General features: G+C 38.7%; 25 protein-coding genes. 14 read left to right on the top strand and 11 right to left on the bottom strand.

Annotated elements, in window-relative coordinates:
• Positions 1-98 precede the first annotated feature (98 nt).
• Together acnA and B554_RS0111170 are read left to right on the top strand one after the other, a co-directional pair.
• On the top strand, positions 99-2,855 hold the full coding sequence (gene acnA, locus B554_RS0111165; RefSeq protein ID WP_019458102.1) for an aconitate hydratase AcnA: 2,757 nt from the start codon (positions 99-101) through the stop codon (positions 2,853-2,855).
• Between the two features lie 329 nt (positions 2,856-3,184).
• Positions 3,185-3,946 carry a ThiF family adenylyltransferase gene (locus B554_RS0111170; protein ID WP_019458103.1) on the top strand — a complete coding sequence of 254 codons (762 nt, stop codon included), beginning with the start codon at positions 3,185-3,187 and terminating at the stop codon, positions 3,944-3,946.
• A gap of 77 nt (positions 3,947-4,023) precedes the next feature.
• Here B554_RS0111170 and B554_RS19275 read toward each other — a convergent pair whose 3' ends face one another.
• Entirely contained in the window at positions 4,024-4,095 is a 72-nt protein-coding gene (locus B554_RS19275) for a hypothetical protein (RefSeq protein WP_223848716.1), read from the bottom strand.
• A gap of 133 nt (positions 4,096-4,228) precedes the next feature.
• On the opposite strand from B554_RS19275, the gene B554_RS0111175 reads away from it, so the two are divergent.
• Entirely contained in the window at positions 4,229-5,143 is a 915-nt protein-coding gene (locus B554_RS0111175; RefSeq protein ID WP_081400364.1) for a LysR family transcriptional regulator, read from the top strand.
• Here the strand turns inward: B554_RS0111175 and B554_RS0111180 are convergent.
• Positions 5,135-5,644, bottom strand: coding sequence for a hypothetical protein (locus B554_RS0111180; RefSeq protein WP_004698691.1), 510 nt, complete (start codon positions 5,642-5,644; stop codon positions 5,135-5,137). The genes B554_RS0111175 and B554_RS0111180 overlap by 9 nt on opposite strands.
• Before the next feature lie 335 nt (positions 5,645-5,979).
• Positions 5,980-6,984: a tRNA dihydrouridine(20/20a) synthase DusA gene (gene dusA, locus B554_RS0111185; protein WP_019458105.1), complete on the bottom strand. Its 1,005-nt coding sequence runs from the start codon at positions 6,982-6,984 to the stop codon at positions 5,980-5,982.
• 793 nt (positions 6,985-7,777) lie between these two features.
• Between dusA and B554_RS0111195 the strand changes: the two genes are divergently transcribed.
• From B554_RS0111195 to B554_RS0111225, 7 genes are all read left to right on the top strand, one after another.
• Complete coding sequence (locus B554_RS0111195) at positions 7,778-8,977, top strand: TerD family protein (RefSeq protein ID WP_019458107.1); 1,200 nt, start codon at positions 7,778-7,780, stop codon at positions 8,975-8,977.
• A gap of 66 nt (positions 8,978-9,043) precedes the next feature.
• On the top strand, positions 9,044-9,622 hold the full coding sequence (locus tag B554_RS0111200; RefSeq protein ID WP_019458108.1) for a TerD family protein: 579 nt from the start codon (positions 9,044-9,046) through the stop codon (positions 9,620-9,622).
• 58 nt (positions 9,623-9,680) lie between these two features.
• On the top strand, positions 9,681-10,748 hold the full coding sequence (locus B554_RS0111205) for a DUF475 domain-containing protein (RefSeq protein ID WP_019458109.1): 1,068 nt from the start codon (positions 9,681-9,683) through the stop codon (positions 10,746-10,748).
• 83 nt (positions 10,749-10,831) lie between these two features.
• Positions 10,832-11,407 carry a TerD family protein gene (locus B554_RS0111210; protein ID WP_019458110.1) on the top strand — a complete coding sequence of 192 codons (576 nt, stop codon included), beginning with the start codon at positions 10,832-10,834 and terminating at the stop codon, positions 11,405-11,407.
• Between the two features lie 77 nt (positions 11,408-11,484).
• A complete protein-coding gene (locus tag B554_RS0111215; protein ID WP_019458111.1) occupies positions 11,485-12,780 on the top strand; it encodes a VWA domain-containing protein in 1,296 nt (431 codons plus the stop codon).
• 14 nt (positions 12,781-12,794) lie between these two features.
• Positions 12,795-13,508 carry a TIGR00266 family protein gene (locus B554_RS0111220; RefSeq protein ID WP_019458112.1) on the top strand — a complete coding sequence of 238 codons (714 nt, stop codon included), beginning with the start codon at positions 12,795-12,797 and terminating at the stop codon, positions 13,506-13,508.
• A 47-nt stretch (positions 13,509-13,555) separates the two neighbouring features.
• Positions 13,556-14,134: a TerD family protein gene (locus B554_RS0111225; protein WP_019458113.1), complete on the top strand. Its 579-nt coding sequence runs from the start codon at positions 13,556-13,558 to the stop codon at positions 14,132-14,134.
• An 81-nt stretch (positions 14,135-14,215) separates the two neighbouring features.
• On the opposite strand, the gene B554_RS0111230 is transcribed toward B554_RS0111225, so the two are convergent.
• The 3 genes from B554_RS0111230 to B554_RS0111240 all read right to left on the bottom strand — a co-directional run bounded on the left by B554_RS0111230 (position 14,216) and on the right by B554_RS0111240 (position 16,827).
• Entirely contained in the window at positions 14,216-15,406 is a 1,191-nt protein-coding gene (locus B554_RS0111230) for an MFS transporter (protein ID WP_004698642.1), read from the bottom strand.
• A gap of 18 nt (positions 15,407-15,424) precedes the next feature.
• Positions 15,425-15,832, bottom strand: coding sequence for a RidA family protein (locus B554_RS0111235; protein ID WP_019458114.1), 408 nt, complete (start codon positions 15,830-15,832; stop codon positions 15,425-15,427).
• Between the two features lie 68 nt (positions 15,833-15,900).
• On the bottom strand, positions 15,901-16,827 hold the full coding sequence (locus B554_RS0111240) for a DMT family transporter (RefSeq protein WP_019458115.1): 927 nt from the start codon (positions 16,825-16,827) through the stop codon (positions 15,901-15,903).
• 239 nt (positions 16,828-17,066) lie between these two features.
• Here B554_RS0111240 and B554_RS0111245 point away from each other — a divergent pair, with 239 nt between their 5' ends.
• Genes B554_RS0111245 through B554_RS0111255 form a run of 3 tightly spaced genes read left to right on the top strand, consistent with a single transcriptional unit; the run spans position 17,067 to position 19,987 of the window.
• Entirely contained in the window at positions 17,067-18,194 is a 1,128-nt protein-coding gene (locus B554_RS0111245) for a Re/Si-specific NAD(P)(+) transhydrogenase subunit alpha (RefSeq protein ID WP_004698636.1), read from the top strand.
• A gap of 11 nt (positions 18,195-18,205) precedes the next feature.
• Positions 18,206-18,520 carry a proton-translocating transhydrogenase family protein gene (locus tag B554_RS0111250; protein ID WP_000230434.1) on the top strand — a complete coding sequence of 105 codons (315 nt, stop codon included), beginning with the start codon at positions 18,206-18,208 and terminating at the stop codon, positions 18,518-18,520.
• A gap of 12 nt (positions 18,521-18,532) precedes the next feature.
• Positions 18,533-19,987, top strand: a complete 1,455-nt coding sequence (locus tag B554_RS0111255; RefSeq protein ID WP_004698634.1) for an NAD(P)(+) transhydrogenase (Re/Si-specific) subunit beta — start codon at positions 18,533-18,535, stop codon at positions 19,985-19,987.
• Between the two features lie 50 nt (positions 19,988-20,037).
• Here B554_RS0111255 and B554_RS0111260 read toward each other — a convergent pair whose 3' ends face one another.
• Complete coding sequence (locus tag B554_RS0111260) at positions 20,038-20,859, bottom strand: SDR family NAD(P)-dependent oxidoreductase (protein WP_019458116.1); 822 nt, start codon at positions 20,857-20,859, stop codon at positions 20,038-20,040.
• Between the two features lie 240 nt (positions 20,860-21,099).
• Here B554_RS0111260 and B554_RS0111265 point away from each other — a divergent pair, with 240 nt between their 5' ends.
• Positions 21,100-22,368: a hypothetical protein gene (locus B554_RS0111265; RefSeq protein ID WP_019458117.1), complete on the top strand. Its 1,269-nt coding sequence runs from the start codon at positions 21,100-21,102 to the stop codon at positions 22,366-22,368.
• Between the two features lie 48 nt (positions 22,369-22,416).
• Here B554_RS0111265 and rsfS read toward each other — a convergent pair whose 3' ends face one another.
• From rsfS to B554_RS0111285, 4 genes are all read right to left on the bottom strand, one after another.
• Positions 22,417-22,818, bottom strand: a complete 402-nt coding sequence (gene rsfS / locus B554_RS0111270) for a ribosome silencing factor (protein WP_019458118.1) — start codon at positions 22,816-22,818, stop codon at positions 22,417-22,419.
• Between the two features lie 81 nt (positions 22,819-22,899).
• Positions 22,900-23,694 (bottom strand): hydroxypyruvate isomerase family protein, encoded by a 795-nt coding sequence (locus B554_RS0111275; protein WP_019458119.1) that lies wholly within the window; start codon positions 23,692-23,694, stop codon positions 22,900-22,902.
• A gap of 16 nt (positions 23,695-23,710) precedes the next feature.
• Positions 23,711-24,577, bottom strand: coding sequence for an NAD(P)-dependent oxidoreductase (locus B554_RS0111280; RefSeq protein WP_019458120.1), 867 nt, complete (start codon positions 24,575-24,577; stop codon positions 23,711-23,713).
• 11 nt (positions 24,578-24,588) lie between these two features.
• Positions 24,589-25,377, bottom strand: coding sequence for a crotonase/enoyl-CoA hydratase family protein (locus B554_RS0111285; protein WP_019458121.1), 789 nt, complete (start codon positions 25,375-25,377; stop codon positions 24,589-24,591).
• Positions 25,378-25,395 lie beyond the last annotated feature (18 nt).

Consider the following 25,395-nt stretch of genomic DNA (forward strand, 5'->3'; position numbering starts at 1 on the left):
CTAAAACAAAACACAGCGATTAGAAAAGAAGCTTAAAGTAAGAAAACAACATGTAAAAACGTGAAAAATAACATTGCCAGACATGGGAGGATAACCCAATGGCTAAGTATAGCAATATCAATAGTTTTAATGCTCTACAGACGCTAACAGTAGGTTCCAGCAATTATCAGATTTTTAGCTTAAGCCAAGCCGAGAAAAAGCTAGGTGACATTGCCAAACTGCCGAAATCATTAAAAGTACTGTTGGAAAACTTATTAAGGTTTGAAGATCAGCATAGCGTTAAAACCGAACACATTCATGCTTTAGCAGAGTGGTTAAAAACCCGTAGTTCAGATCAAGAAATTCAGTACCGACCTGCACGGGTTTTAATGCAGGATTTTACGGGTGTTCCGGCTGTGGTTGACTTGGCTGCCATGCGTGCAGCAATGGCACAAGCGGGTGGAGACCCAGAAAAAATTAATCCGTTATCGCCTGTAGACTTAGTCATTGACCACTCTGTGATGGTTGACCATTTTGCTGATGATCAGGCTTTTGAAGAAAACGTTCAAATTGAAATGCAACGTAATGGCGAGCGATATCAATTTTTGCGTTGGGGACAATCTGCATTTAATAACTTTAGTGTCGTGCCTCCGGGTACGGGTATTTGTCATCAGGTCAATTTAGAATATTTAGCTCAAGCAGTATGGCTCGGTGAAGATAACGGCCAAACTTTTGCTTTCCCTGACACCTTGGTCGGTACAGACTCGCATACCACGATGATTAATGGTTTGGGTGTATTGGGTTGGGGCGTTGGTGGTATTGAAGCAGAAGCTGCCATGCTAGGCCAACCTATTTCTATGCTTATTCCTGAGGTGATTGGTTTTAAACTCACAGGCAAATTACAAGAAGGGATTACAGCGACCGACTTGGTGCTCACTATTACTCAAATGCTTCGCCAAAAAGGTGTCGTGGGTAAATTTGTAGAATTTTATGGAGACGGTTTAGCCGACTTACCACTTGCTGACCGTGCAACTATTGCCAATATGGCACCTGAATATGGTGCGACTTGTGGTTTCTTCCCAATCGATGAAGTGACTTTGGGGTATTTGAAATTAACTGGTCGTCAAAGTGACCGTATTGAATTGGTTGAAGCGTACAGCAAAGCGCAAGGCTTATGGCGTAATGCTGGCGATGAACCAGTTTTCACCGATACGTTAAGTTTAGATATGAGTACGGTTCAGGCAAGTCTAGCTGGTCCAAAACGCCCACAAGACCGTGTATTGTTGTCAGAAGTGCCTAAAACATTTAATGCCTTAATGGAGTTAAATCTAAAGCCTGTAAAAGAAGCTAAAGAGCGTTTGGAAAATGAAGGCGGCGGTGGTACGGCTGTACAAGCGACCAAAGCCAATATTCAGCATGAAAGCCCGTCTTGTGTAATTGACGGAGAAAAGTATCCTTTAAATCATGGCGATGTCGTCATTTCAGCAATTACTTCATGTACCAATACTTCTAATCCAAGTGTCATGCTGGCAGCAGGTCTACTTGCTAAAAAAGCCATTGAAAAAGGCTTGCAGCGTAAACCATGGGTAAAAAGTTCACTTGCACCTGGCTCTAAAGTCGTGACGGACTATTTGTTGGCTGCTGGGCTCACGCCGTATTTAGATGAGTTGGGCTATAACTTGGTTGGTTATGGTTGTACAACCTGTATTGGTAACTCAGGTCCACTACCTGAACCTGTTGAAGAAGCAATTCAGTGTCATGATTTAAACGTAGCGTCTGTACTTTCGGGTAACCGTAACTTTGAAGGACGTGTACACCCATTAGTTAAAACAAACTGGCTTGCTTCGCCACCTTTGGTAGTTGCTTACGGTTTAGTTGGTAATATTCGTACCGACTTAACGACACAACCGATCGGGGAAGGTAAAGATGGACAACCTGTTTACTTAAAAGATATCTGGCCAAGCCAAGCAGAAATTGATGAAGTGCTGCAAAAAGTGAATACCGACATGTTCCACAAAGAATATGCTGCAGTATTTGATGGCGATGAAAGCTGGCAAGCGATTCAGATTCCAAAAAGTAAAACTTACGAATGGGCTGATGACTCGACTTATATTCGCCATCCGCCGTTCTTTGAAGGGATTGGTGAACCGCCAAAACCGATTAAAAATATTGAACAGGCACGTATTTTGGCAGTGCTAGGTGATTCGGTAACAACCGACCATATTTCGCCAGCAGGTAATATCAAAAAAGACAGTCCGGCAGGCCGATATTTACAAGAGCAAGGTGTTGAGCCAAAAGACTTCAACTCTTATGGTTCGCGACGTGGTAATCATGAAGTCATGATGCGAGGTACCTTTGCCAACATTCGTATTAAAAACGAAATGCTCAGCGGTGAAGAAGGCGGTAATACTATTCATGTACCAAGTGGTGAGAAGCTTGCCATTTATGATGCAGCAATGCGTTATCAACAAGAGCATACGCCGCTTGTGATTATTGCTGGTAAAGAATATGGAACGGGTTCTTCACGTGACTGGGCTGCTAAAGGAACGAACTTGTTAGGTGTAAAAGCCGTGATTGCCGAAAGCTTCGAGCGTATTCACCGTTCAAACTTGGTGGGTATGGGGGTGTTGCCACTCCAGTTTGTTGATGGACAAACTAGGCAGTCGCTCAACTTAACTGGTCATGAGGTTATTTCAATTCGTGGTTTATCGGATGGTATTCAGCCTCATGAAATTCTTGAAGTTGATGTGAAAGGGCCAAATGGAGTAGCCAGCCATTTTAATGTGTTATGTCGAATTGATACGTTAAATGAGGTGGAGTACTTTAAGGCTGGTGGTATTTTGCATTATGTACTGCGGAATTTGATTGCTGGTTAATGTTGTCTTGAGATTAATACCAATCAATATTTTTATTGGTTGGTATTGGAAGAATTATCACGACGGGGTCCTCCCGTAAAAAATTCTAATAGCAGTAGCTCATAACCCTACTTTTGTTTCGGCAAAAGTAGGCAAAACCATTGCCATTCACAGAACCTGTTCAATATTAATTAGTATCTTACGTTTTGCAAAAACAGTATCTTGTCGATGCTCGACAGGCTGTGAATGGCTTTGGCACCAATCAGATAGCTGGCTAGTGCCAAGTAGCAATTTGGTTTTGAAAAGCAGTAAAATACTTCCCGTGTTTTATATCCCCTCAAAGAGCAGCAATGACCGATCTCCAACAAGATGAATATGACCGCCGTTTTGCAGGTGTAGCCAAAATTTATGGTGATTCATCGTTCCAGCACTATGAAAAAAGTCATGTGATGGTGATTGGTATTGGTGGGGTCGGCAGTTGGGCGGTAGAAGCTTTAGCACGTACAGGTATTGGCGAGATCACGCTGGTAGATATGGACGTGGTTGCAGCATCAAATGTAAACCGTCAGCTACCTGCAATGACATCAACTCTGGGCTGTGAAAAAGTTGAAATTATGGCGGAGCGTTGTCGCCAAATTAACCCGCGTATTAAAGTTAATATTATTGATGACTTTTTAACACCTGAAAATGTCACAGAACTTTTAAATCCTGTACCAGACATTGTGTTGGACTGCATCGATGACGTTAAAGCAAAACTGGCTTTAATGTTGCATTGCCGTTTTAACAAAATACCTTTGATTGTGTCGGGCGGAGCGGGTGGTAAGCTTGATCCACTTAAAATTCGTGTGGCTGATTTATCAAAAACAGAACAAGACCCAATGCTAGCGAAGCTACGTAGTCAACTTCGTGCTCGCGGCATCTGCAAAAAGCCAAAAGAGAAATTTGGTATTACCTGTGTTTATTCAACTGATAATCCATTTTCTAGTGCAGACGTCTGCCCATCAGCTGGCCTCCGCTGTGGTGGTTATGGTTCCGCAGTAGTGGTGACTTCAAGTTTTGCCATGATTGCTGTGGCTGAAGTTTTGAAAAAGCTCGATTTAAAGAAAGCCTAATTTAAATATTGAAAAGGCATGCGCTTATGTGAGTGCATGCCTTTTATTTTTGAGAGGAACTATTTAATCATATAGCTCTATAGTGTCGTGTTTGGGCTGTGTTGGAAGCTGCTGATCGTAAAATTTAAAACACCATAAAAGTAGAACAACGACAGTAAAGATGGTGAAACCTTTAAAATACTTCATGAATAATTCAATCAAGTGAGTGGTCTTGATAAAATTCTAGCGAAGGCAATCTATCTAATCTAATATAGAAAATAGACCTGATAATCTAATTTTGAGATGGTAATGCTCACATTAAAACAATTCCAATATTTTATAAAAATTGTAGAAGAAGGGAGTTTTACTGCTGCTTCAGAAAAGCTCTTTATTGCTCAGTCTGCTTTAAGTCGACAAATGAAGCTATTAGAAGAAGAAATTGATTTTCAGTTATTTGATCGCACTGATAAGAAAGTAAAGCTTACAACGGCAGGAGAGGTCTTCTATAAAAAAATAAAAAATAATATGCACTATTTAAATGAAATTATTGGAGTTTCTAAGAATATTGCTGAAGGAAAAAATCGCCAGATTAAAATTGCTCACTCGAGCAGTATTATTATGGATGAGAGAAAGATTCATATATTAAAAGAAATTAGCTTAGCTAATCATATAAATTTTGAGATAAATACTTTATCGTCTGAGCATCAAATTCTAGCTTTAATGAATGGTGAAATTGATATTGGTTTTATTCGGCCGCCCGTTCGGCACACCTTAGAAGACATGAATGTTCTTAAATTATATGAAGAACCTTTAATGGTAGCTGTCCATATTGATCATTCTAAGTTTACTAAAGAAGAAAAGGTTTATTTAAAAGACTTAAAAAATGAGCATTTTGTAGCTACACCTTATGCGGAAAGAGGGGGCTTAAGTTATTTGGTGGCAAATCTGTGTCTAGCTGCAGGATTTACTCCACAAAAAGCCCCAATTCAGTCTCGTAAGGTTTCGCAGCTACAATTGGTTTCTGCAAATTTGGGAATTAGTATTGTTCCCCAAGAGTTTGAGAAAATATTGCCCCATCAGGTCAAGCTATTACCTTTGGCAGATTATTTGTCACTTTCAGAAGTTCAGTTGGTCTATAGAAAAGATCATGATGAAATGATTCAGCGCTGTGCCGAGCAAATTCATCAAATGTTTTATCTTAAAAATGAATTAGCCTAATCTGTAGTAAGTATAAGTAACGCTATCATCTTTATAGACGTCATAACTGCTTTGTTTAAAGTCAGAAACCCATTCACTACCTGTGTAACCAGCAATATGCCCATAAACGTGATTGCGGGTTCTATGAATGATGTAAATATCGCCTTCTTGTGGCTCATCAAAAGCTGGATCAATTTCTTTATAGCCGATTTTTTTCAGGGTATCGCCCCAATCAGATGCTGCAATTGGATGGTTTTCAACATCGGCACCAGCGGACTCAAGTGCAAGACGAATGCTACGTGCACAACGAGCTTTACTGCGTCTAGAGGTAACACTTTCTAATTTTGCTACGAATTTTTCTACATCTATGGCTGGAGGGGTGTTGCTTTCAGTGCGGTGATTATTGGGTTTCATGGTGAAGGGATAAGGAAGGCTTGGTGTGCTGTGTGATACAACAATCGCTGCCTGATTTGAATCCTGATACATATAGTTATCAGCTACTTGTCCGTCATAAATAATCATCGTGAAATCTCTACCCGTACTACCTATATCCGTATTTAGAAAATCACCACCTACCTGTGGCGTTCAGAGATACTAATTGCCCAAACTTAAAAGTTTTGTTTATGTTATGTAATAACGTATCTTTTTTCCAGTTTTTATTTCTAACTTAGAAAAAAAGCCTACTTAAAAGGGTGGCTGAAATCAGTGAAATTTAATTACTTGATATTATTAATTTTAAATAATTAATCAGAGCTTAAATTTGAATATTTTGAGCCGACATTTGCGAATATACTCAAAATCTAAGTCTCTGATTTAAAATGCCACATTTTCTTACAATTTAAAGGCGCTGAGCGCGCTTAAACCTGATGCTCTTTTACATATTCTTCAGTACGAATGATGGCAGCTTGCATGTTTCGAATTGCATTCTCTACATCAGCTAAAGTTTTCGCATTTCCACCGCTCAATGCCTGACGCCATTTACGTGCACCCGGTAAGTTTTGAAATAAACCTAAAATATGACGGGTAATGATAGACAGTGGTGCACCCTCAGCCATACGTTGCTCAATATAAGGCAGCATTTGTTCCATAATATCGAAACGGTCTGGTGCTTCTAAGTTCCAGAGTTGGCCGAGCTCAGCAAGTAGGTAAGGGTTGTGATAGGCTTCACGGCCAATCATCACGCCGTCAACATGCTGTAAATGAGCTTGAGTTTCAGCAAAAGTTTTAATACCACCATTAATTTCAATAGTTAGATGTGGGCGTTCTTGCTTTAAACGGTAAACATCTTCATAGCGTAGAGGTGGTACTTCGCGGTTTTCTTTCGGAGACAAACCTTTCAATATGGCAATACGGGCATGGACGACAAAGTGTGTGCAGCCCGTTGCCGCAACAGTATCTACAAAGTGCAGCATTTCTTCATAAGACTGCATGTCATCAATACCGATACGGTGCTTTACCGTTACTGGAATATTCACCGCTTTTTGCATGCTATGAATACATTCAGCGACCAAGTCTGGTTCTGCCATTAAACATGCACCGATTTTATTATTCTGTACACGGTCACTTGGGCAACCTACATTCAGGTTGACTTCGTCATACCCCCAGTCTTCAGCCATTTTTGTACAAGTGGCAAGTTCTTGTGGGTTTGAACCACCGAGTTGCAGGACGATTGGGTGTTCTTGAGCGTTATAGTCCAAGTGGCGTTTTGCATCGCCAAATAAAATCGCGCCTGTCGTTACCATTTCGGTATACAGCACAACGTTTGGGTTAAACAACCTTGCAAAGAATCGGTAATCCTTTGTAGTCCAGTCCATCATTGGGGCAACTGAAATACGAGGTTGTAACGATTGAAGTGATTGCATAATCAATAGACCCAAAAGTCGCTAAATTAAAGAAAGGGCAGCATTATACGGGGTTTAGCCTTGAATCGACAGAGGCTTTTAGCCGTATAATTTATAACCGACCTTGAGTTGGGGATAGAAAGATGATTTTTAACAAGTTAGGTTATGACTGAGCCAGCTGCTTTTTTTGTAAGAAAGCATCAAATTAGCTAATAGTTAATCGAAAGCCAAACTCATGGTATGTAAGTTTAAAAAATAGGACTTATTTCTAAAAAATAGATTTTATATAAATAATCAATCAATTATCTAAATATATACTCATTAGGATAATTTATATATTCAAAACTGAATCATAGGCTTCTAAAACAGTATTTAGATATTAGTAGATGGGATAGGGTGTATTCATATTTTAGTAATTAATTTCTCTAAATTTTAATGAAAAATTTAAAAAAATCCAAAGTTTTGATAAATGTACGCAGCATAAATTTAAGTAATTGTGTAATATAAAGACCTTTATGTCTATTTTCTAATTTAAATTTAAGAATTATATGGTTGAGATCGAGTTGCAGCATGGGGTTGTTGGGGTAAAAGATTGATTCAATTAATACAAATTTTGATGATTCATTTGGCTTATTGGATTAATAGAATTGAGTTAAACCAAACGAAATTATTTTATTCAATATAAATAAGGCTACTTATCTGCCATATAAATATACTTGGAAGCGCAGCGCACCACATTGTGCTAGGTCATGCAGATTATTGAGTAGGTTAAAAAGATTCAGCTAAAAATATAAATTAAGACACGGGGAAATTCATGCAACAACTTATTACAGGTGCAAATCTTACTTTGAGCTGCCCGCAATTTGTTTTGAAAGTTAAAACAATATTACCTTCTGATATTGGTTTAGATGTGACTGCCTATCTATTAAATTCTCAAGGGAAAGTTCGTGGGGATGCAGATATGATCTTTTATGGTCAAAAGCAAACACTAAACAGGAGTATAGAATTAATTGAAACTACAAATCACAGATCTTATGTAAGCCAATTTAATATTAATACACAACTATTAGATCTTGATATTAATAAGTTTGCTGTATGTGCTACGGTCGATAGTGAAGGTGCACTTAATACAATTCAAGATATTGAAATTGAATTATGGGAAAAGGGGCAGCTCACTGCTACAGCGATTGTAAAAAGCGCTGAAAAAAAAGAAAAAGCACTCATTTTAGGCGAAGTTTATCGTTATAAAGATCAATGGAAATTCCGTTTTGTGAATCAAGGATTTAATGGTGGTCTAAAACCATTATCTGAATATTTTGGGGTTGAAATTAGCGATCAACCTATTAGTCCTGTTTTAGACACTCTGCCTAAAACTCCATCAGTCCCTCAACCCAAAATTAATTTAAATAAAATTACGCTAGATAAGCGTAATAGCCAGATTAGTTTACAAAAACAAGATCAAGACTTTGGTGAAATTAAAATTAATCTCAATTGGAATCAACGTCCTCAGCAGACTCAATCGGGTGGATTCTTTAAAAAGTTACTTAACCAAAATCAGGGAATTGACTTAGATTTAGGCTGTTTATTTGAGATGAAAAATGGACATAAATCAGTTATTCAAGCCTTGGGTAGTCAATTTGGTGTTTTTGATAGTTTTCCATTTATTAAATTATGTGCTGATGACCGTACTGGCGCATTAAAAGAAGGTGAGTGGCTCAGGATTAATGGCAAGCAGTGGCAACAGATTCATCGCGTAGTGCTATTTGCTTTTATTTATGAAGGTGTGCCGAATTGGGCAGAAACAGATGCGGTAGTGACAATTTATGTACCTGATCAGCCTCCTATAGAAGTTCGTTTGTCAGAAGGGCAACCTTTAGGTATGTGCGGGATTGTTGAGTTAGTAAATAAAGGCGGAAGTATTCAAGTTCAGCGTCATGTCCGTTACGTGCGTGGACATCGAGAACTAGACCAAGCATTTGGTTTTGGAATGCGTTGGGTTGCTGGTAGTAAATAAAATTTATCTATTTGTAAGTTTTTAAACTATTGAATTTAAAGTGTTCAAACGAGGAGAAAAAATAAAATGGCAATTAGTTTAAATAAAGGTGGAAATTTATCCCTAAGTAAAACAGATCCTAATTTAGTTAGAGTTTTAATTGGATTGGGGTGGGATGAACGTGCAACTGATGGTACTGCGTTTGATTTAGATGCGAGTGCATTTTTACTCACAGCTGGTGGTAAGGTTCGTGGTGACCATGATTTTATTTTCTATAATCAGCTTAAATCACAAGATGGTGCAGTAGAACATACAGGTGATAATCGTTCTGGACAGGGCGATGGTGATGATGAAACCTTACTGGTAAATCTTTCAAAAGTTGCACCTGAAGTTGAAAAAATAGCAATTACCGTAACGATTCATGATGCGAAAGCAAGAGGTCAAAATTTTGGTCAGATCGCAAATGCATTCATACGAGTAGTAAATCAGGATACAAATGTAGAAGTTGTTCGTTTCGACTTGGCTGAAGATTATTCAACAGAAACCGCAATGGTATTTGGAGAAGTCTATCGTCATAACGGGGAGTGGAAATTTAAAGCGGTCGGTCAAGGTTACTCTGGGGGATTGGCTGCAATGTGTCAACAGTATGGTATTCAGGTTGGCTAAAATTATCATTTCAATAAATAAATGATGAATACCGTTAAATTTTTATAAAAGGTAAAAAATGAAACATTTTCGTTTCTCAATTTTTTTTAGCATGATCTGTTTAGGATTGGCAGCGTGGTGGGGCTTTACTCATGGGCCAAATGCAGGGTTTTCAATGATGCTTAAAGCATTATTGATTACTGGTGTATTGGCCGTTATGGAAGTCTCCTTATCTTTTGATAATGCGGTTGTAAATGCTTCAGTATTACGGAACTGGGATGAATTCTGGAAAAAGATTTTTCTTACAGTAGGGATTCTGGTTGCTGTATTTGGTATGCGTTTAATTTTCCCTTTATTAATTGTTGGCGTAACTGCAGACATGGGAATGATTGAAGTTGCTAAGTTAGCATTAAATGACCCTAAAGCATATTCCGAGAAACTGTTAGCTCACCATGCTGAGATTTCAGCTTTTGGTGGCATGTTCTTGCTTTTGGTATTTTTGAACTTCTTATTTGATGATGGCAAAGATACTCATTGGTTCCACTGGCTGGAGGCACACCTATCTAATTTAGCTAACATCCCTGCAATGTCTGTATTTGTATCGCTCATCGCTCTACTTATTATGGCGGCATTTGTACCTGTAGAACAAAAGTTAATCGTGATTGTGGCGGGTATTTGGGGCATTGTAGTTTACATCGGTGTTCAAGTAATTGGTCACTTACTGGAAAGTAGTGATGATGAAACAAGTGAAGAACAAGCATCAGGGAAGTCTACTAATCTCGTTAAAGCAGGTATTGGTGGTTTCCTTTATCTTGAAGTTTTAGATGCTTCATTCAGTTTTGATGGGGTTATTGGTGCATTCGCGATCACGAATGATGTCGTCATTATTATGCTTGGCTTAGCAATAGGTGCAATGTTTGTTCGTTCAATGACCATTTATTTAGTTGAACAAGGTACGCTAGAAGCCTTTATTTATTTAGAACATGGTGCACATTATGCCATAGGCGCGTTGGCAGCAATTATGTTGTACACAGGGACAGGTGGACATGTTCCTGAGGTTGTAACAGGTTTGATTGGTATCGCATTTATTGCGTGGGCGGTGTTGTCGTCAATTGCTTATAGTAAAAATCAAATACAAACTTCATAAGAATTTTTGAAAAGACCATTTATATGGCTTTTATCAAACAAATGAAACAAACAATCAGTCAAAGTTTATAAGGAGTAACACATATGGCGATTAGCTTAACTAAAGGCGGTAACGTTAGTTTAACAAAAGAAGCACCTGGTATTACCAAAACGACCGTAGGCCTAGGTTGGAACCCACGTGTGACTGATGGGGCTGCTTTTGATCTTGATGCAATTGCTTTTTTAGTCAATGAAAATGGTAGAGTTCGTGCGGATCATGATTTTATATTTTTCAATAATTTAAAGTCTTCTGATGGTTCTGTTGTTCATAATGGTGATAACCGTACAGGAGACGGTGCAGGTGATGATGAAACATTAAGCGTGGACTTAAGTAAGGTTCCTGCTGATGTAGCAAAAGTAATCTTCGCTGTCACAATTTATGAGGGACAGACTCGTAGTCAGAATTTTGGCCAAGTTGCTAATGCGTATATTCGTGTAAGTAACGATGCGGGCGGTAGCGAAATTGCACGCTATGATTTATCTGAAGACAGTAGTACGGAAACGGCTATGATCTTCGGTGAACTTTACAAACATGGCAGTGAATGGAAATTCCGTGCAATTGGTCAAGGTTTTGCTGGTGGTTTAGGACCTTTAGCTGCATCTTATGGCGTTGCGGTTTAATAGACGTCTGGAAGATAGTGCTTAGGCACTATCTTTTTTTTATATTTATAAGTTATGAAAATAGGCTACTCCTTCATATGTTAAGTCTAGTTCGCGGACAAAAAATAAAATTAACTGATCTCTTACAGGGGCAATCCTCTTTTTATATTCAGGTTCAATATCAAGCGGATTTTGATCTGGATATTGCTACTTTTGGACTTGATTCACAGTATCGTTTAAGTGATGAACGATACATGACATTTTATAATCAACCTGAAACACCATGTCAGGCTGTATGTTTGCTAGAAAATCATAATAAATCTAATCAATTTAGAGTTGATCTTCAAAAGATTCCATCATCCATAAATCATCTGGTTTTAAGTGCTGCAATTGACGGTCCTGCCGTCATGTCTGAGGTGCAGAAAATAACTGTCAAAATAATGGATTTACAAAATCAGCCTATTGCTGAATTAGAGTTAAATCATCATTTATTTGATCAGGAACGTGCCACAATGTTAGTTGAAATCTATCGTAAAGATGGAGTTTGGCGACTGGCTGCAATTGGACAAGGTTTTAATGAAGGCTTAGCTGCATTAATTCGCCATTTTGGTGGCGAGGTCGCAGATGAAGACGTTGTACAGAAAGAGTCTGCAGTGCAACAATCGAGTGTTGAGCTAAAGAAAAAACTGTCACTGGAAAAAGCACAGAAAACAGGTAACGCTTCAATTATTGATCTAACTAAAAAATCTCTTGTTGAGTTAGAAAAAAAGAATTTGCTTGGTGTAACAGCAAGAGTTGCACTGGTGCTTGATGCTTCAGGATCAATGGATTGGCAATATCGCCGTGGGGATGTGCAAAAGGTGGTTGATCGTTTGATGCCATTGGCAATTCATTTTGATGATAACGGAAGTTTTGAATGTTGGGCATTCGCTGCAAAAACGATACAACTAGATGATGTTGTTTTAACGAATGTTAATAATTTTATTAATACAACTCATCAAGGCTGGAAAAATTGGTCGGTTGGAGCACGGTACAATGAAGAAATTCCAGCAATTGAAGCTGTAATTAATTATTTTCAGAAGTTTAATGATCAAATTCCAACTTATGTTTTGTTTATTTCCGACGGTGGGGTTGGAAGTCGTCGGCAAATGAAAAAAATATTATCTCAAGCGGCTACGCTTCCAATTTTTTGGCAATTTGTAGGAATTGGAGGTCGTGATTACGGAGCACTTGAAAAGCTTGATGACATGTCTGGCCGAATTGTCGATAACTGCAATTTCTTCAATTTAGACCGAATTGATAGTGTGTCGGATGAGCACTTATATGAATTGTTATTGCAAGAATTTCCTCATTGGTTAAATGCTGCTAAGCATCATCGAATTGTTAGAGATTAGTAAAGGTTAATAAAATGGCACACTTTAGTTTAGTGGGTTCACCCGAACCATTCTTACATGTTGCAATGCGTCGAGGAGATCGAATTTATTGTGAAAGTAACGCAATGGTTATGATGGAAGATGCTCTGGAGTTAAAGGGAAGATTACAAGGTGGCTTAATGCAATCCTTATTCCGTCGATTTGCTAATGATGAATCTTTATTCCAGCAACATATCGAAGCTGTACGTGGAGATGGGGACTGCTTATTGTCTGCTTCACTAGATGGTGATATGCAGATTCTTGATGTTGGCGCAACTCAATATATCTTAAGTGATGGTGCATTTGTTGCCGCACACGACTCAGTCGATATCAAAGCAAGATTAAATACTAGTCTTGGAGGAGCTTTCTTTGGCAATACTGGTGGTTTCCTTGTTATGGAAACCAGTGGGCAAGGTCAAGTTGTGGTTTCTGGTTGTGGAACCTTGTTTGAACTAGAAGTAGAGCCGAATAAAGAGGTTGTTATTGATAACGGGCACGTCGTCTGCTGGGATTCGCGTTTAAATTATCATTTATCTGTTTCAACTTCACAGAATAGTGGTTTTCTTGGCAACTTGGTGAATAGTGTAACTAGTGGTGAAGGTATGGTATTGCGTTTTTCTGGTGCTGGTAAAGTCGTAATTTGTTCAAGAAACCGGAACAATTTTTTACAGTGGTTGATGTCTAAATTAAACCGTCAACAGTCTCATTAAAAAATAAAAGTAATCATTTTTATAGTCCTCATTGGAAGATCCATAATATGGCAATTAATTTAGAAAAAGGTCAGAAAATCAATTTGCAAAAAGCAGATGGTAGTAGCCTTCAACAAGTTTTCTTGGGCGTTGGCTGGGATGTGGTAAAAAGTAAAGGTTTTTTTGGTTTTGGTGGCGGCGGTAATATTGACCTTGATGCTTCAGTCATTTTATTTGATGAAAATAAAAAAATGCTTGATGTTGTCTATTTTGGGCAATTACAAAGTAAAGATGGGAGTATTCGTCATTCTGGAGACAATTTAACAGGCGCTGGAAGTGGTGATGATGAAGTGATTCGTGTCAACCTTAATCAAATTCCAGTGCAAGTAAAATCTTTGGTGTTTACTGTTAATAGCTTCCGCGGTCAAACTTTTGAGAAAGTGGAAAATGCATTCTGTCGTTTGGTTGATCAATCAAACAACCATGAAATTGCAAGTTATAAACTTTCCTCGCAAGGGGCACATACAGGCCTGATTATTGCAAAAATTTATCGTCATAATGATGCATGGAAAATGCATGCAATTGGTGAAAATGTACATGGACGTACCTTTCAAGATATCGTTCCTTACGTTTTACCTCATATTTAATTTTGTATTTGACTCAGTAGCTTTTCCACCATTGTTCAAAGCAATGGTGGATTATAGAAAGATGATTTTTAACAAGTTAGGTTATGACTGAGCCAACTGCTTTTTTTGTAAGAAAGCATCAATCACACTAAACAAAATGCAAAACACAACGAGTCCCACACCAGCAAGGCATGTCATGCTCCACCCACCATGATTCCATGCAAAAATTCCTAATGCTGAACCAGCTGCACCACCAATAAAGTAAGTGGTCATATAAATAGCATTAATACGAGATTTAGCATCTGGACGTAAACGGAAAATAATACTTTGGTTACTGGTGTGAACAAGTGCGAGTGCTAATTGAATTAAAGCAAATCCAATAACATAAGCGAAGAGTAGAGTTTGTCCGAAGTAGAAGCAGATCCAGCTGACTAAAAATAGCCCGCAGCCCATCCATGTAAGTAATTTTGTATAGCCTTGATCGGCATATTTACCAATATAGCGGGTTGATAATGCACCAAAAATACCAACTAGAGGAACGAGTCCGATAAATAGATCTGGCAAATGGTGTGCTGAGGTGAGTAGCAGTGCGATAGTGGAATACAAAATACTGACTGCTGCAAATGCGAAGGCACCAGTAAGCGCTCTTAATAATAATCGCTTCTCTTGCTTTAAAAGCTGAGCCATAGAAACAAAGATTTGCCCATAGTTCATTTTCATGCGCAATACATAAGGCAGGCGACTTTTTAAAGTAAATGCCAATAGCAGCATTAATATACCGCTTACTACATAAACGACTTTCCAATGAAAAAGATTGGAAAATAAGCCAGCTAGACTGGTCGAGAGTAGAATCCCGACCAATAACCCGCTCATTAAAAAGCCAATAATCTCACCCGTCTTTTCAGGTTTGACCGTCATGGTTGCAAGTGGGATAAGAACTTGGGCAGCAACAGAAAACAAGCCTGCCAAAATTGTACCGATCCAGAGCATAGGTAAGTTAACAGCAAACGCAGAAGTAAATAAGCCAACTGCACAAAGCACCATTAAAAATGGAATAGCCTTAGCTTTATTGACGATGTCACCCATCGGAACAATAAAGAGCAAACCGAGAGCATAAGACACTTGAGCAAATGTTACTGTTAAAGCGGCTTGCGCTTGAGTTACTGCAAACTCTTGCTGAATAGAGTGAATTAGTGGCTGACAGTAATAATTCACACCTGCACATAAGCCACATGCTGCTGCCATCAACCAAAGCAAAGGTTTATTTTGACTGATATCTTCAGGGGTAGACATGATGTTCTCTCAGTTTTATTAGGTATATGCCGTTGCTTCAACTTCAATAAGCATGCGTTTTAATGCAAGGCGTGGCACAGGAATGAGCGTGCAGGCTGGAAAAGGATGATTTTTCCATAGATTTTGCATGATTTTAATTAAAATTTGGTGTTTTTCATCTGAGTGGTCAACAATTAAAACCCTTAAAACAGCAATATCTGAGATTTTTGCTTCTGCTGCTGTTAATGCATTTTGAATGTTATTAAAAACTTGAGTGGTTTGTTCTTCAAAATTTGGGCTTAATTCCCCTTTCGAATCTTCACCGCCTTGTCCTGCAATATGAATAATATTTTTAAAATTTTGGACTACAGCAATATGGCTATAAGCATTTGGCGTTGGGTTATATAAAGTAGAGGGATTTATGATTTTAAAAGTTTCTTTATTCATTGGAACTCAACCGTTCAGTAAAATTTAGATGAGTATCCAACCTCAACTTAAGTTGAGGTCAAGCAGATTTAGTGTTTTAGTCTTTTCTTTCTAAGCGTAATCATCATGACACCTACAATATTGAGTAGGCAGCCGACCCATTGCCACATATTAAGATGTTCATTTAAGAAAAGAACGGCAAGTAAAATTGTTAAAACCGGTCCAATCGAAGCGATCATTGCAGATTGTGATGCGCCCAGACGTTCAATGCTTTGTATGAGCATAACGGTGGGTAATACGGTGACTAAAAAGCCTAAGCCGACCCCATACCAAATGACGCTTGAGGGAAGTTGTAATATAAGTTGAATAGGGTGAGGTGTACTCAAAGCGTAATGCGTTAATGCACCAATACAGGCGACAGTGAGCGCTAAGCCTGTGAAATTCCAAGAACCAAATTTTTTAATTAGTGGTGGAGTTAGCAGTAAATAACCTGCAAAAGCTACAGCGCTTGCAAATACAAAACTTGTTCCTAACCAAAAGTTGCCCTGAATTGGTGCATTGTTATGCTCTTGAAGCATCACCAATACGGTTCCACCATAACTAAGAAAAATGGCGAATAAACTTTTTACATCTAATTTTTGTTTGTAGAGCAGGCTTGATGCGATCACGGTAAGTGTTGGATATAAAAATAAGATAATCCGCTCTAAAGAGGCGCTAATAAACATGAGACCCATGAAATCGAGCCAACTAGCGAAGTAGTAGCCTAATAGACCAGCAAAAATTAAAATTAGCCAATCCTTCTTTTTTATGCCCTGATTATGATGCCTATTGAACCAGCAAATGAGTAGAAAGAACGGTAAAGCGCTTAACATGCGTAAAGCCATCAGGACTGTACCGTCTACTAATGGAGAAAGGGCATAAGTCTGTTTAATAAAGATTGCTTTTGTGCTGAATAGAAAAGCAGAACAAAGCGCAAAAAAAGACCCAATTTGAAACGAAGATAAAGAAATTTTCATATACAGGACTGTATAAGAGAGACTATTGTCTGCAAAAAAAAGAAAAATCTTCCTATATTACACTCCAAGTCAAATATCGTGAATCATCAGTTCAAAATATGGGTATTTATTAAATAAATAGTGGGTGGTATTTTCAAAAAGTTCAATTAGAATCCAAATTCTGTACAAAGAATACACATGGGGGAAACATTGCAGTTTGCAATGTTTTTGACAATGAGAAATTAGCTTGAGGAACGCTCATGCAGATCGGAATCCCAACCGAAACTGTCGTCGGTGAAAATCGTGTAGCTGCTACGCCAGAGACAGTAAAGAAGTTGATTAGCGCTGGTCATAGCGTTGTGATTGAACGTGGTGCTGGTGTAAAGGCTGCGTACATTGACAGTGCTTATGAACAGGTCGGTGCAACCATTACGGATGATGCCTATACGGGTAGTCAAATTATTTTGAAAGTTCGTGCGCCACAAGGCGGGGAAATTCAAAAACTTGCAGCAAATACAGCTGTTGTAGCAATGTTTGATCCTTATCGTAATACCGAGCTAGATCAATTTGCCAATCAGCAAGTATCTGCTTTTGCTCTGGAATTGCTTCCTCGTACGCTTTCTCGTGCACAAAACATGGATGTGTTGTCTTCTCAGGCAAACTTGGCTGGTTATAAATCAGTTTTGCTTGCTGCTGCCGAATATCAACGCATGTTCCCAATGCTTATGACTGCTGCTGGTACTGTGAAACCTGCACGTGTTGTGATTATGGGAGTTGGGGTTGCAGGCCTTCAGGCGATTGCTACTGCAAAACGTTTGGGTGCAGTTGTTGAAGCAACAGACTTACGTCCTACAGCTAAAGATCAAGTTGAGTCTTTAGGTGGTAAATGGTTAGACGTACCAATGTCTGAAGAAGAGCAACAACGTGCGGCAGATGCAGCAAAAAATGGTTATGGCTGGATGCCGGGTGAGCAATACATTAAAGACCAAGCTGCGATTGTAGATAAAGCTGTTTCTAATGCCGATATCGTGATTACAACCGCATTGTTGCCAGGTCGTGATGCGCCGCGTCTGATCAAAGCTGAAACTGTTGCCAAGATGAAACCAGGTTCTGTCATTTTGGATATGGCAGTTGAAACTGGCGGTAATGTTGAAGGTTCTAAAGTTGGCGAGACTGTTTTTACAGAAAATGGTGTGAAAATTTTGGGTGTTCCAAATATTCCAGCAACTGTAGCAACAGAAGCTTCTGCTTTATATGCACGTAACGTTTTTAATTTCGTAGAAACTTTATTCGACAAAGAGAAAAACTTTGCGATTAATCAAGAAGACGAAATCCAAAAAGCCCTATTGGTCACTCATGGCGGTCAAGTGCTGCTTAAGCGTGGTTAAGGAGATTTCTCATGGTTGAAACTATTACAATTTTCGTCCTTGCCATCTTCGTAGGTTATTACGTTGTTTGGGGTGTTACACCAGCTTTGCATACGCCACTTATGGCAGTAACTAATGCATTGTCATCAATTATTGTTGTTGGTGCGATGTTGCAAACAGTGGGTCTACCTGTTTTAGGTGTAGATGCGAATGTTGCATTTCAAAGTGTAAATGTGGTGAGTGTACTCGGTGCAATTGCAGTATTTTTAGCAAGCATTAATATTTTCGGTGGCTTCGCAGTAACTGCGCGCATGCTGGAAATGTTCAAGCCTAAGCAAAAGAAATAAGAGGGCTTTGACATGGAATTTATTCAAGCAAATGCAAACTGGTTGTACCTTGTAGGCGCAATCCTCTTTATCTTGACGCTTCGTGGCTTGTCTGGCCCTAAAACAGCAATTCAAGGTAACCGTTACGGTATGATCGCAATGGCGATTGCCGTTATAACGACCTTCTTTGTTGCCAACAACCCAGTCATCTGGATGATCGTTGGGGCGATGGTGTTAGGCGCAATCGTGGGTATTGCACGTGCACGTACAGTGCCAATGACACAAATGCCTGAAACTGTTGCGCTTATGCACTCTTTGGTTGGTTTAGCTGCTGTCCTTATTGCAATAGCTGCAATTTTACATAACAACCAATTAACTGCACTGTTTGCTCAAAATGAGGCGGCTTTGACTGCAGCTGGTGTACAACATGCACACATGAGCAAGGTTCATCTATTTGAATTGTTTGTTGGTTGTTTCGTTGGTGCAATTACCTTTACTGCATCTGTGTTTGCTTATGGTAAATTGGCTGCGAAAAAATGGGCTAAAACAATTTCTGGTGCATGGGTTAAACCTGTTCAAGCACTTATCTTTATTGCGATGTTGGCTTGTGGTTTCTACTTCTTCACAACTGGCAACATGACTGCTTTCTGGGCAATGACAGCACTTGCACTTGCATTTGGCTGGGTATGGATTGCACCTGTAGGTGGTGGTGATATGCCTGTAGTTGTATCGCTTCTTAACTCGTTCTCTGGTTGGGCAGCAGCAGGTATTGGTTTTACCCTTGAAAACAACATGTTGATCGTTGCTGGTTCGCTTGTAGGTTCATCTGGTGCGATTCTGTCGTACATCATGTGTAAAGCAATGAATCGTTCAATCATCAACGTATTGTTTGGTGGTGCGATGGGTGGTGCGGCAGTTTCTACAGCTGCTAAGGGTGAGCAAGTTCAGCGTAACTACCGTTCAGGTTCTGCTGATGATGCTGGCTTCTTGATGTCAAATGCAGACAGCGTTGTGATTGTACCGGGTTATGGTATGGCGCAAGGTCGTGCACAAAATGCTGTAAAAGAATTGTGTGAAATTCTAAAAGAGCAAGGTGTTCGCGTTCGTTTTGCGATACATCCAGTTGCTGGTCGTATGCCTGGACACATGAACGTATTGCTTGCAGAAGCAGACGTGGCGTACGAAGACATCTTGGAAATGGATGAGATTAACTCTGACTTCCCTGCAACAGACGTAGTACTTGTCATTGGTGCAAACGACGTTGTAAACCCAGCTGCAAAAGATGATCCTAGCTCACCGATTTATGGTATGCCGATTCTTGAAGCGCATAAAGCACGTACAATCATGGTGATTAAGCGCTCTATGGCAACAGGTTATGCAGGTCTTGATAATGACTTGTTCTATAACGAAAAAACAATGATGATCTTTGGTGATGCTAAGAAAGTTGTTGAAGATATGACTAAATCAATTAATGGTACAGGTCACTAAGTTACTTTGAAATAAAAAACCACCTTCGGGTGGTTTTTTGTTTTTAGGATTTAAAGAAACTTTTCGACCAGATCCATTGATTGTTGGTAGAGATCACGTGCCAGTTGCTGGTTTTTGGCATGTGACGATTTCCAGTCAGGCATATGCGCACTGACATATTCGCCATTGCGGCTTTGCCATGAGTCTCCAATTGCCATTTCCGTAATAAGTTTTGCAGGAACTGATGTTGGCACTAAGCCTATTTTCATGGCTGCATAAACTGGTTTTGGTAAATCACGATAAATATCAGAAGCAACACCGCCGGGGTGTAATGCATTATTTGTAATTGTACTACCAGCAAATTGTTCAGCTAGTGCATTGCTCAAGAGTAAGTTTGCGAGCTTAGATTGTCCATAATAGAACAGGGGATTGTAAAAACCTTCTGCACGAAATTTATTAGGTTTAATTGAACCAACCCAATGAGCAATAGATGCAAGATGAACAATGCGTGCTTGAGGAGATTGTTGTAAAACTGGGAGTAACTTTTGAGTAAGTAAGAAATGGCCTAAATAATTAACGCCAAATTGTTGCTCAAAACCATCTGCTGTGAGCTGTTTTGTTTTTGCAAATAACTCAGCATTATTAATAAGTACATCAAGATTGCCATATTTATCTGCAATTTCATTAGCAGCTTTTCTGGTTAACTCAAGACTATTCAAATCAAGAGAAACGATATCGACTTGCCCTTGGTCAAGTGAGCGCAGTTTGTTTTGTGCTTCTTGAGCTTTTTGAGGATTTCGACACGCCAAAATGACATGTTGCCCTTGTTTTACAAGTTGTTCTGCTGTGGCAAAGCCAATTCCTGTGTTGGCGCCTGTAATGAGTATCTTCACTTTTTATTGCTCCAGTTATGCTATTTATTGATGAGACTTTAAGAATGGTTATAGTGCTGTAATTTTGACAATTTGTCATGTCAAATTTAAAAATGGCTGATGACTAGCTCGTAAGTTAGGCTTATAAGAAAATGATAACTCTATTATTCTATAATTTTCTGGAAATATTAAAATCTAACTTTTTAATTTTATTGAATTAAGTTTAATATATTGATCTTTAAAATTTATAAATCAAATAAAATGAACATAGATGAGATTAGGGTAAAAATTAATCAACTTTATCTTTGGGATGGTTACCAGCGCGAAGCTGCACTTCGACAATTATCAGGATGTTTCGAGCCAGCTTTATTTCCACATTTGCTACGTAAATTAAGTGATTATGTGCAAGTTAATAGGCATCTCGCAGCTCGTCATTTATTAGAGTGGGCAGAACGGTCAGATTGTGCGGATTTATGTATCACTTATTTTTTAGACATTGAAGCAATTAAGGGAAGAATTCGAATTGTAGGAGAGATTGAAGATATATTGATGGATAAAATTCATCAAAATTTAGATAAAGTAAAATTGGTTTTATTGTCTAGACAGGGGAAATTGAGTAGAGCTTTATTTAATTATATCCAATCTAACCAATTGATTATTGAATCAGAGTTGCTTGAGATTGCTAAAAATGCAAATGATCAGTGGATTAGGTACTATTGGATTAAGTTTGCTGTAAAGCAGAATCTAGACTTTTTAAGGTCGGAATTTCAACAATCAAAATATGTAGATGTAAAAAAAGTTCTTTTGAATCGTTTGTTGGAATTAGATGCATTAGATAATGAAATTTTGCTGTTTGCTTTAAATAGTAAGTACTTATCTATTGTGGATTTTGCTATCTTTGTATTGAAAAATCGTAATTTTGATTTTAATAACTATTTTATGCAATTTCAAAATAATCAGCTTGAGAATACAAGTGTAAAAAAATGCTTATTACAAATGATAATTTTAGAATGGAATAAACAGGATTTTTATTTATATATAGATAAGTTAAATGATAAGTCTATTTTATTTATGATTTTATATAGAGCGCTTAAAATGAAGTATATTTCATTGGGCGAAGTAATTAATTTGTTCTATCGTAAAAAATTAAAGCTTCCATTTTATTTGCTTCAGAAAATTACTAAGTTGAGTACTGAGCTTAAAGAAGTAGACGAACTTTATTTACTAACTACAACACCAATTGGCTTTGTACAAAGATTAGAATTTTCTGAGAACTTATCTTTTTGGGGTAAAGTGGAGTGGTTGATTCATATTGAGAAATATTGTCAAACAGATGATGAAAAGGATGTGTTGAGGGATTCTATTAAAATGGTACTGAATTTGGCTAAATACCAATACTATGGCCCTTTATGGAAAAAAGAGGACAAGGAAATATATTGGATCTTGTTTCAAAATATGGGGAATATTTTAAATCTCATAGAAATATACCCACAAGAATATGAAAATTTAAAAAAACTAATAACCAAATGATATTAAAAAAGCGGCTCAAAAGAGCCGCTTTTTTTAAAAGCAAAAATTTTATGCGACTGACTCTGGGGCAGTACGCCATAAGCTTTCTAAATCATAGAATTTGCGGGCTGTCGGTAGCATCACGTGTACTACAACAAAGCCAAGATCAATTAAGATCCATTCGGCATCTCGTTCGCCTTCAACGCCAATCGGGCGGAAACCAGCTTTTCGAGCTTCTTCTGCAACATTATCAGCAAGTGCTTTGACGTGACGAGTAGAAGTACCACTCGCAATAACAATAGCATCAGCAACGTTGCTAATAGTGCTAACATCTAACTGTAGAATATCTTTTGCTTTTACATCAACTAAAGCGTCATGGACGACTTTGAGACAAGCTTGTACGTCTTTATTTGAGGTGTTCATTGCGAAATCGTGAGAATTAGACACGCTGGGCGATGGTTCTAAATTCATATAGGGTATATTTTCCTGACAATTACTCACTATCTAATATAGTGGTTTTCACTCAGAATTTCAAACGAAACTAGTAACAGTTTATATATTTACATCATCGGAAAAATATTTGTTTTTCCATGTAAATGACTGATTTGACCCATTTTTAGGTTTGTATTCTGCCGCAATGTAGCCCATATAAGCACTTTGTTTGATCCAAGAAAATATTTGTTCGTAAGGAATCTGGGCTGTATCGGGTTCATGGCGTCCCGGACAATCTGCGAACTGAATATGGCCAATCTGGTGAATATTTTCTTGTAACCCTTCAAGTACATCTTCACCCATCATCGCCATGTGGTAACAGTCATATTGCATTTTTAAAGCAGGGTGATTGACTGCTTCTAGCATTTCTTGAGCTTGAGCAATGTTCTGTACTAAAAAACGTGGCATATCTGTGCCATTAATCATCTCAAATACAGGTTCAATATCATGTTCTGTGAGTAAGTCACAGGCCAGCTTTAAGTTGCTTGCAAGAGTTTTAAGGCAAGGAAGTAAATCTGAATCTTGAGGTTGCTTACCTGCCAAAATATTGACACGTGGTACTTTTAAAGCGGTGGCATAACGAATAGCTAATTCTAATGCTTCACGAAATGCTTTTTCTTGGCCTGGTACACCTGCCAAACCATTTCCACCTTGCATAAGGTCGCCAGCAGGAACATTAATTAAGCATAAACTGAGGTTATAGCGTTCAAGTTGGTCTTGAATATCGGAAATGGTAAGTTCATATGGGAATTGGATTTCTACGTGTTCAAAGCCCTCTGCATGGGCTAATGCAAAGCGTTCAATTAAAGAAACTTCGGTAAAAATCATGGATAAGTTAACGGCAAGACGACCCATATGCAAACTCCGTTTATTATTGCTCTACTACTTGAATCATAGTAGCTAAATCTTTCTCAGCAAAGCCATTTTTTTGGTGAGTTTGTAGCTGTAATAGAGCTTTTTGTGCAACAGGGATGTCTAAATTAACATTCTTAGCTAATGTTACCGCGTTGTTAAGATCTTTAGATAATGTTTGAACTTTCCACTGAATAGGCTCGAATGTATGAGTTGCCATGCGTGGTGCAAGTATTTGAAAAGGTTTTGAGTCGGCAAATCCACCAGCTAGCGCGGGAGCGAGTAATGTCGTGTCTACACCTGCGCGGTCTGCTAGTGCTACAGCTTCCGCGATAAGAGCGCTATTTGCTGCCACAATGAGTTGATTGCAAATTTTAGTGGCTTGGCCGGTACCAGTATCCCCCATTCGTGTTACACGTTGGGAAAGTACATTATAAACAGGGCTTAAAGCTTCAATGGTTTGAGCATCTCCACCTGCAAAAATGACAAGTGTGCCTTGTTCAGCACCAGCTGTACCGCCCGAAACAGGAGAGTCAATCCATGTCACGTGTTGTGAAGCAGTAGCTTGAGCGAGTGCTTTTGTTGCAGCAACAGACAGACTTGAGAAGTCCACAATAACTTGACCAGCTTTTAAGTGAGGTTGAATTTGTTCAAATACAGCTTGCACAGCTTTATCGTCAGCTAAACAAGTTAAAACTGCAGGGTATTGTCCGATGTTTGAAAGATCGAGAGCGTGTGCGCCGATGTCGATAAGTTCTTCACAAGCAGATGCTGTTCTGTTCCAGACAGCAACTTGAAAACCTGCTTGAATAAGACGGCTAGCCATACGGCTTCCCATAAGCCCTATGCCTAAAAAGGCAATAGGTGTATTACGATCAAAATTCATCTTCAAAGCTCTTATCTATATTGGCGTGGTAAAAATTTAACTTCCGGATGTTTATCTTTTTTACGAGCGAGTTTGCTATTTTTACCAAGTAATAGTTTAAGTTGCCAGATTTTTTCTAGGCGCAATGATTTTTCTGGTTGATGTTCCATTGCATCTAATACACGTTTTGCAGCAGTCAATGCATCTGGTGAGCGTTGCAGCATTTCTGAGGTAATCGCATTCGCTTTTTGTAATGGATTTTCGTTTAAGTGCGTTACAAGGCCAATATCTTTTGCATAATTTCCGTCAAACACACGCGCAGTTAAGGTGAGTTCTTTTGCAAGGTCTACACCAATCAAACCTTTGAGTGAGCGGGTAAGCCCCATGTCGGGTACTAATCCCCAGCGGCTTTCCATAATCGACATTTTGGTTTCTGGATGCGCAATACGGATATCGGCAGCCAACGCAAGTTGCATTCCCGCACCAAAGCAATAACCTTCAATCGCTGCAATCACAGGTACAGGCAAGTTTTGCCAAATCAAAAATGCTTTTTGGAAAAGGCTTTGTCCTGGTTTTACAAGCTCCCAAATCGCAAATGCAGAATTTTTAGGATTATTGAGGTCAGATAAATCAATTCCGGCACTAAATACTTGTGCTTCGCCAGTCAAAATTACACAGCGGATCTCTCGGTCTTTTTGTATGGCTTTAGCCGTTGAAACAAGTTCTTTGAGGAGAGCGAAACTCATGGCATTACGTTTATCCGGACGGTTTAGATAAACTGTCGCAATGCCATTATTCTTTTCAATACGTAAAAGTGCCATGAAATTCCCGCTTATTTT

Source organism: Acinetobacter sp. GG2 (assembly GCF_000292385.1).
Classification (GTDB): domain Bacteria; phylum Pseudomonadota; class Gammaproteobacteria; order Pseudomonadales; family Moraxellaceae; genus Acinetobacter; species Acinetobacter seifertii.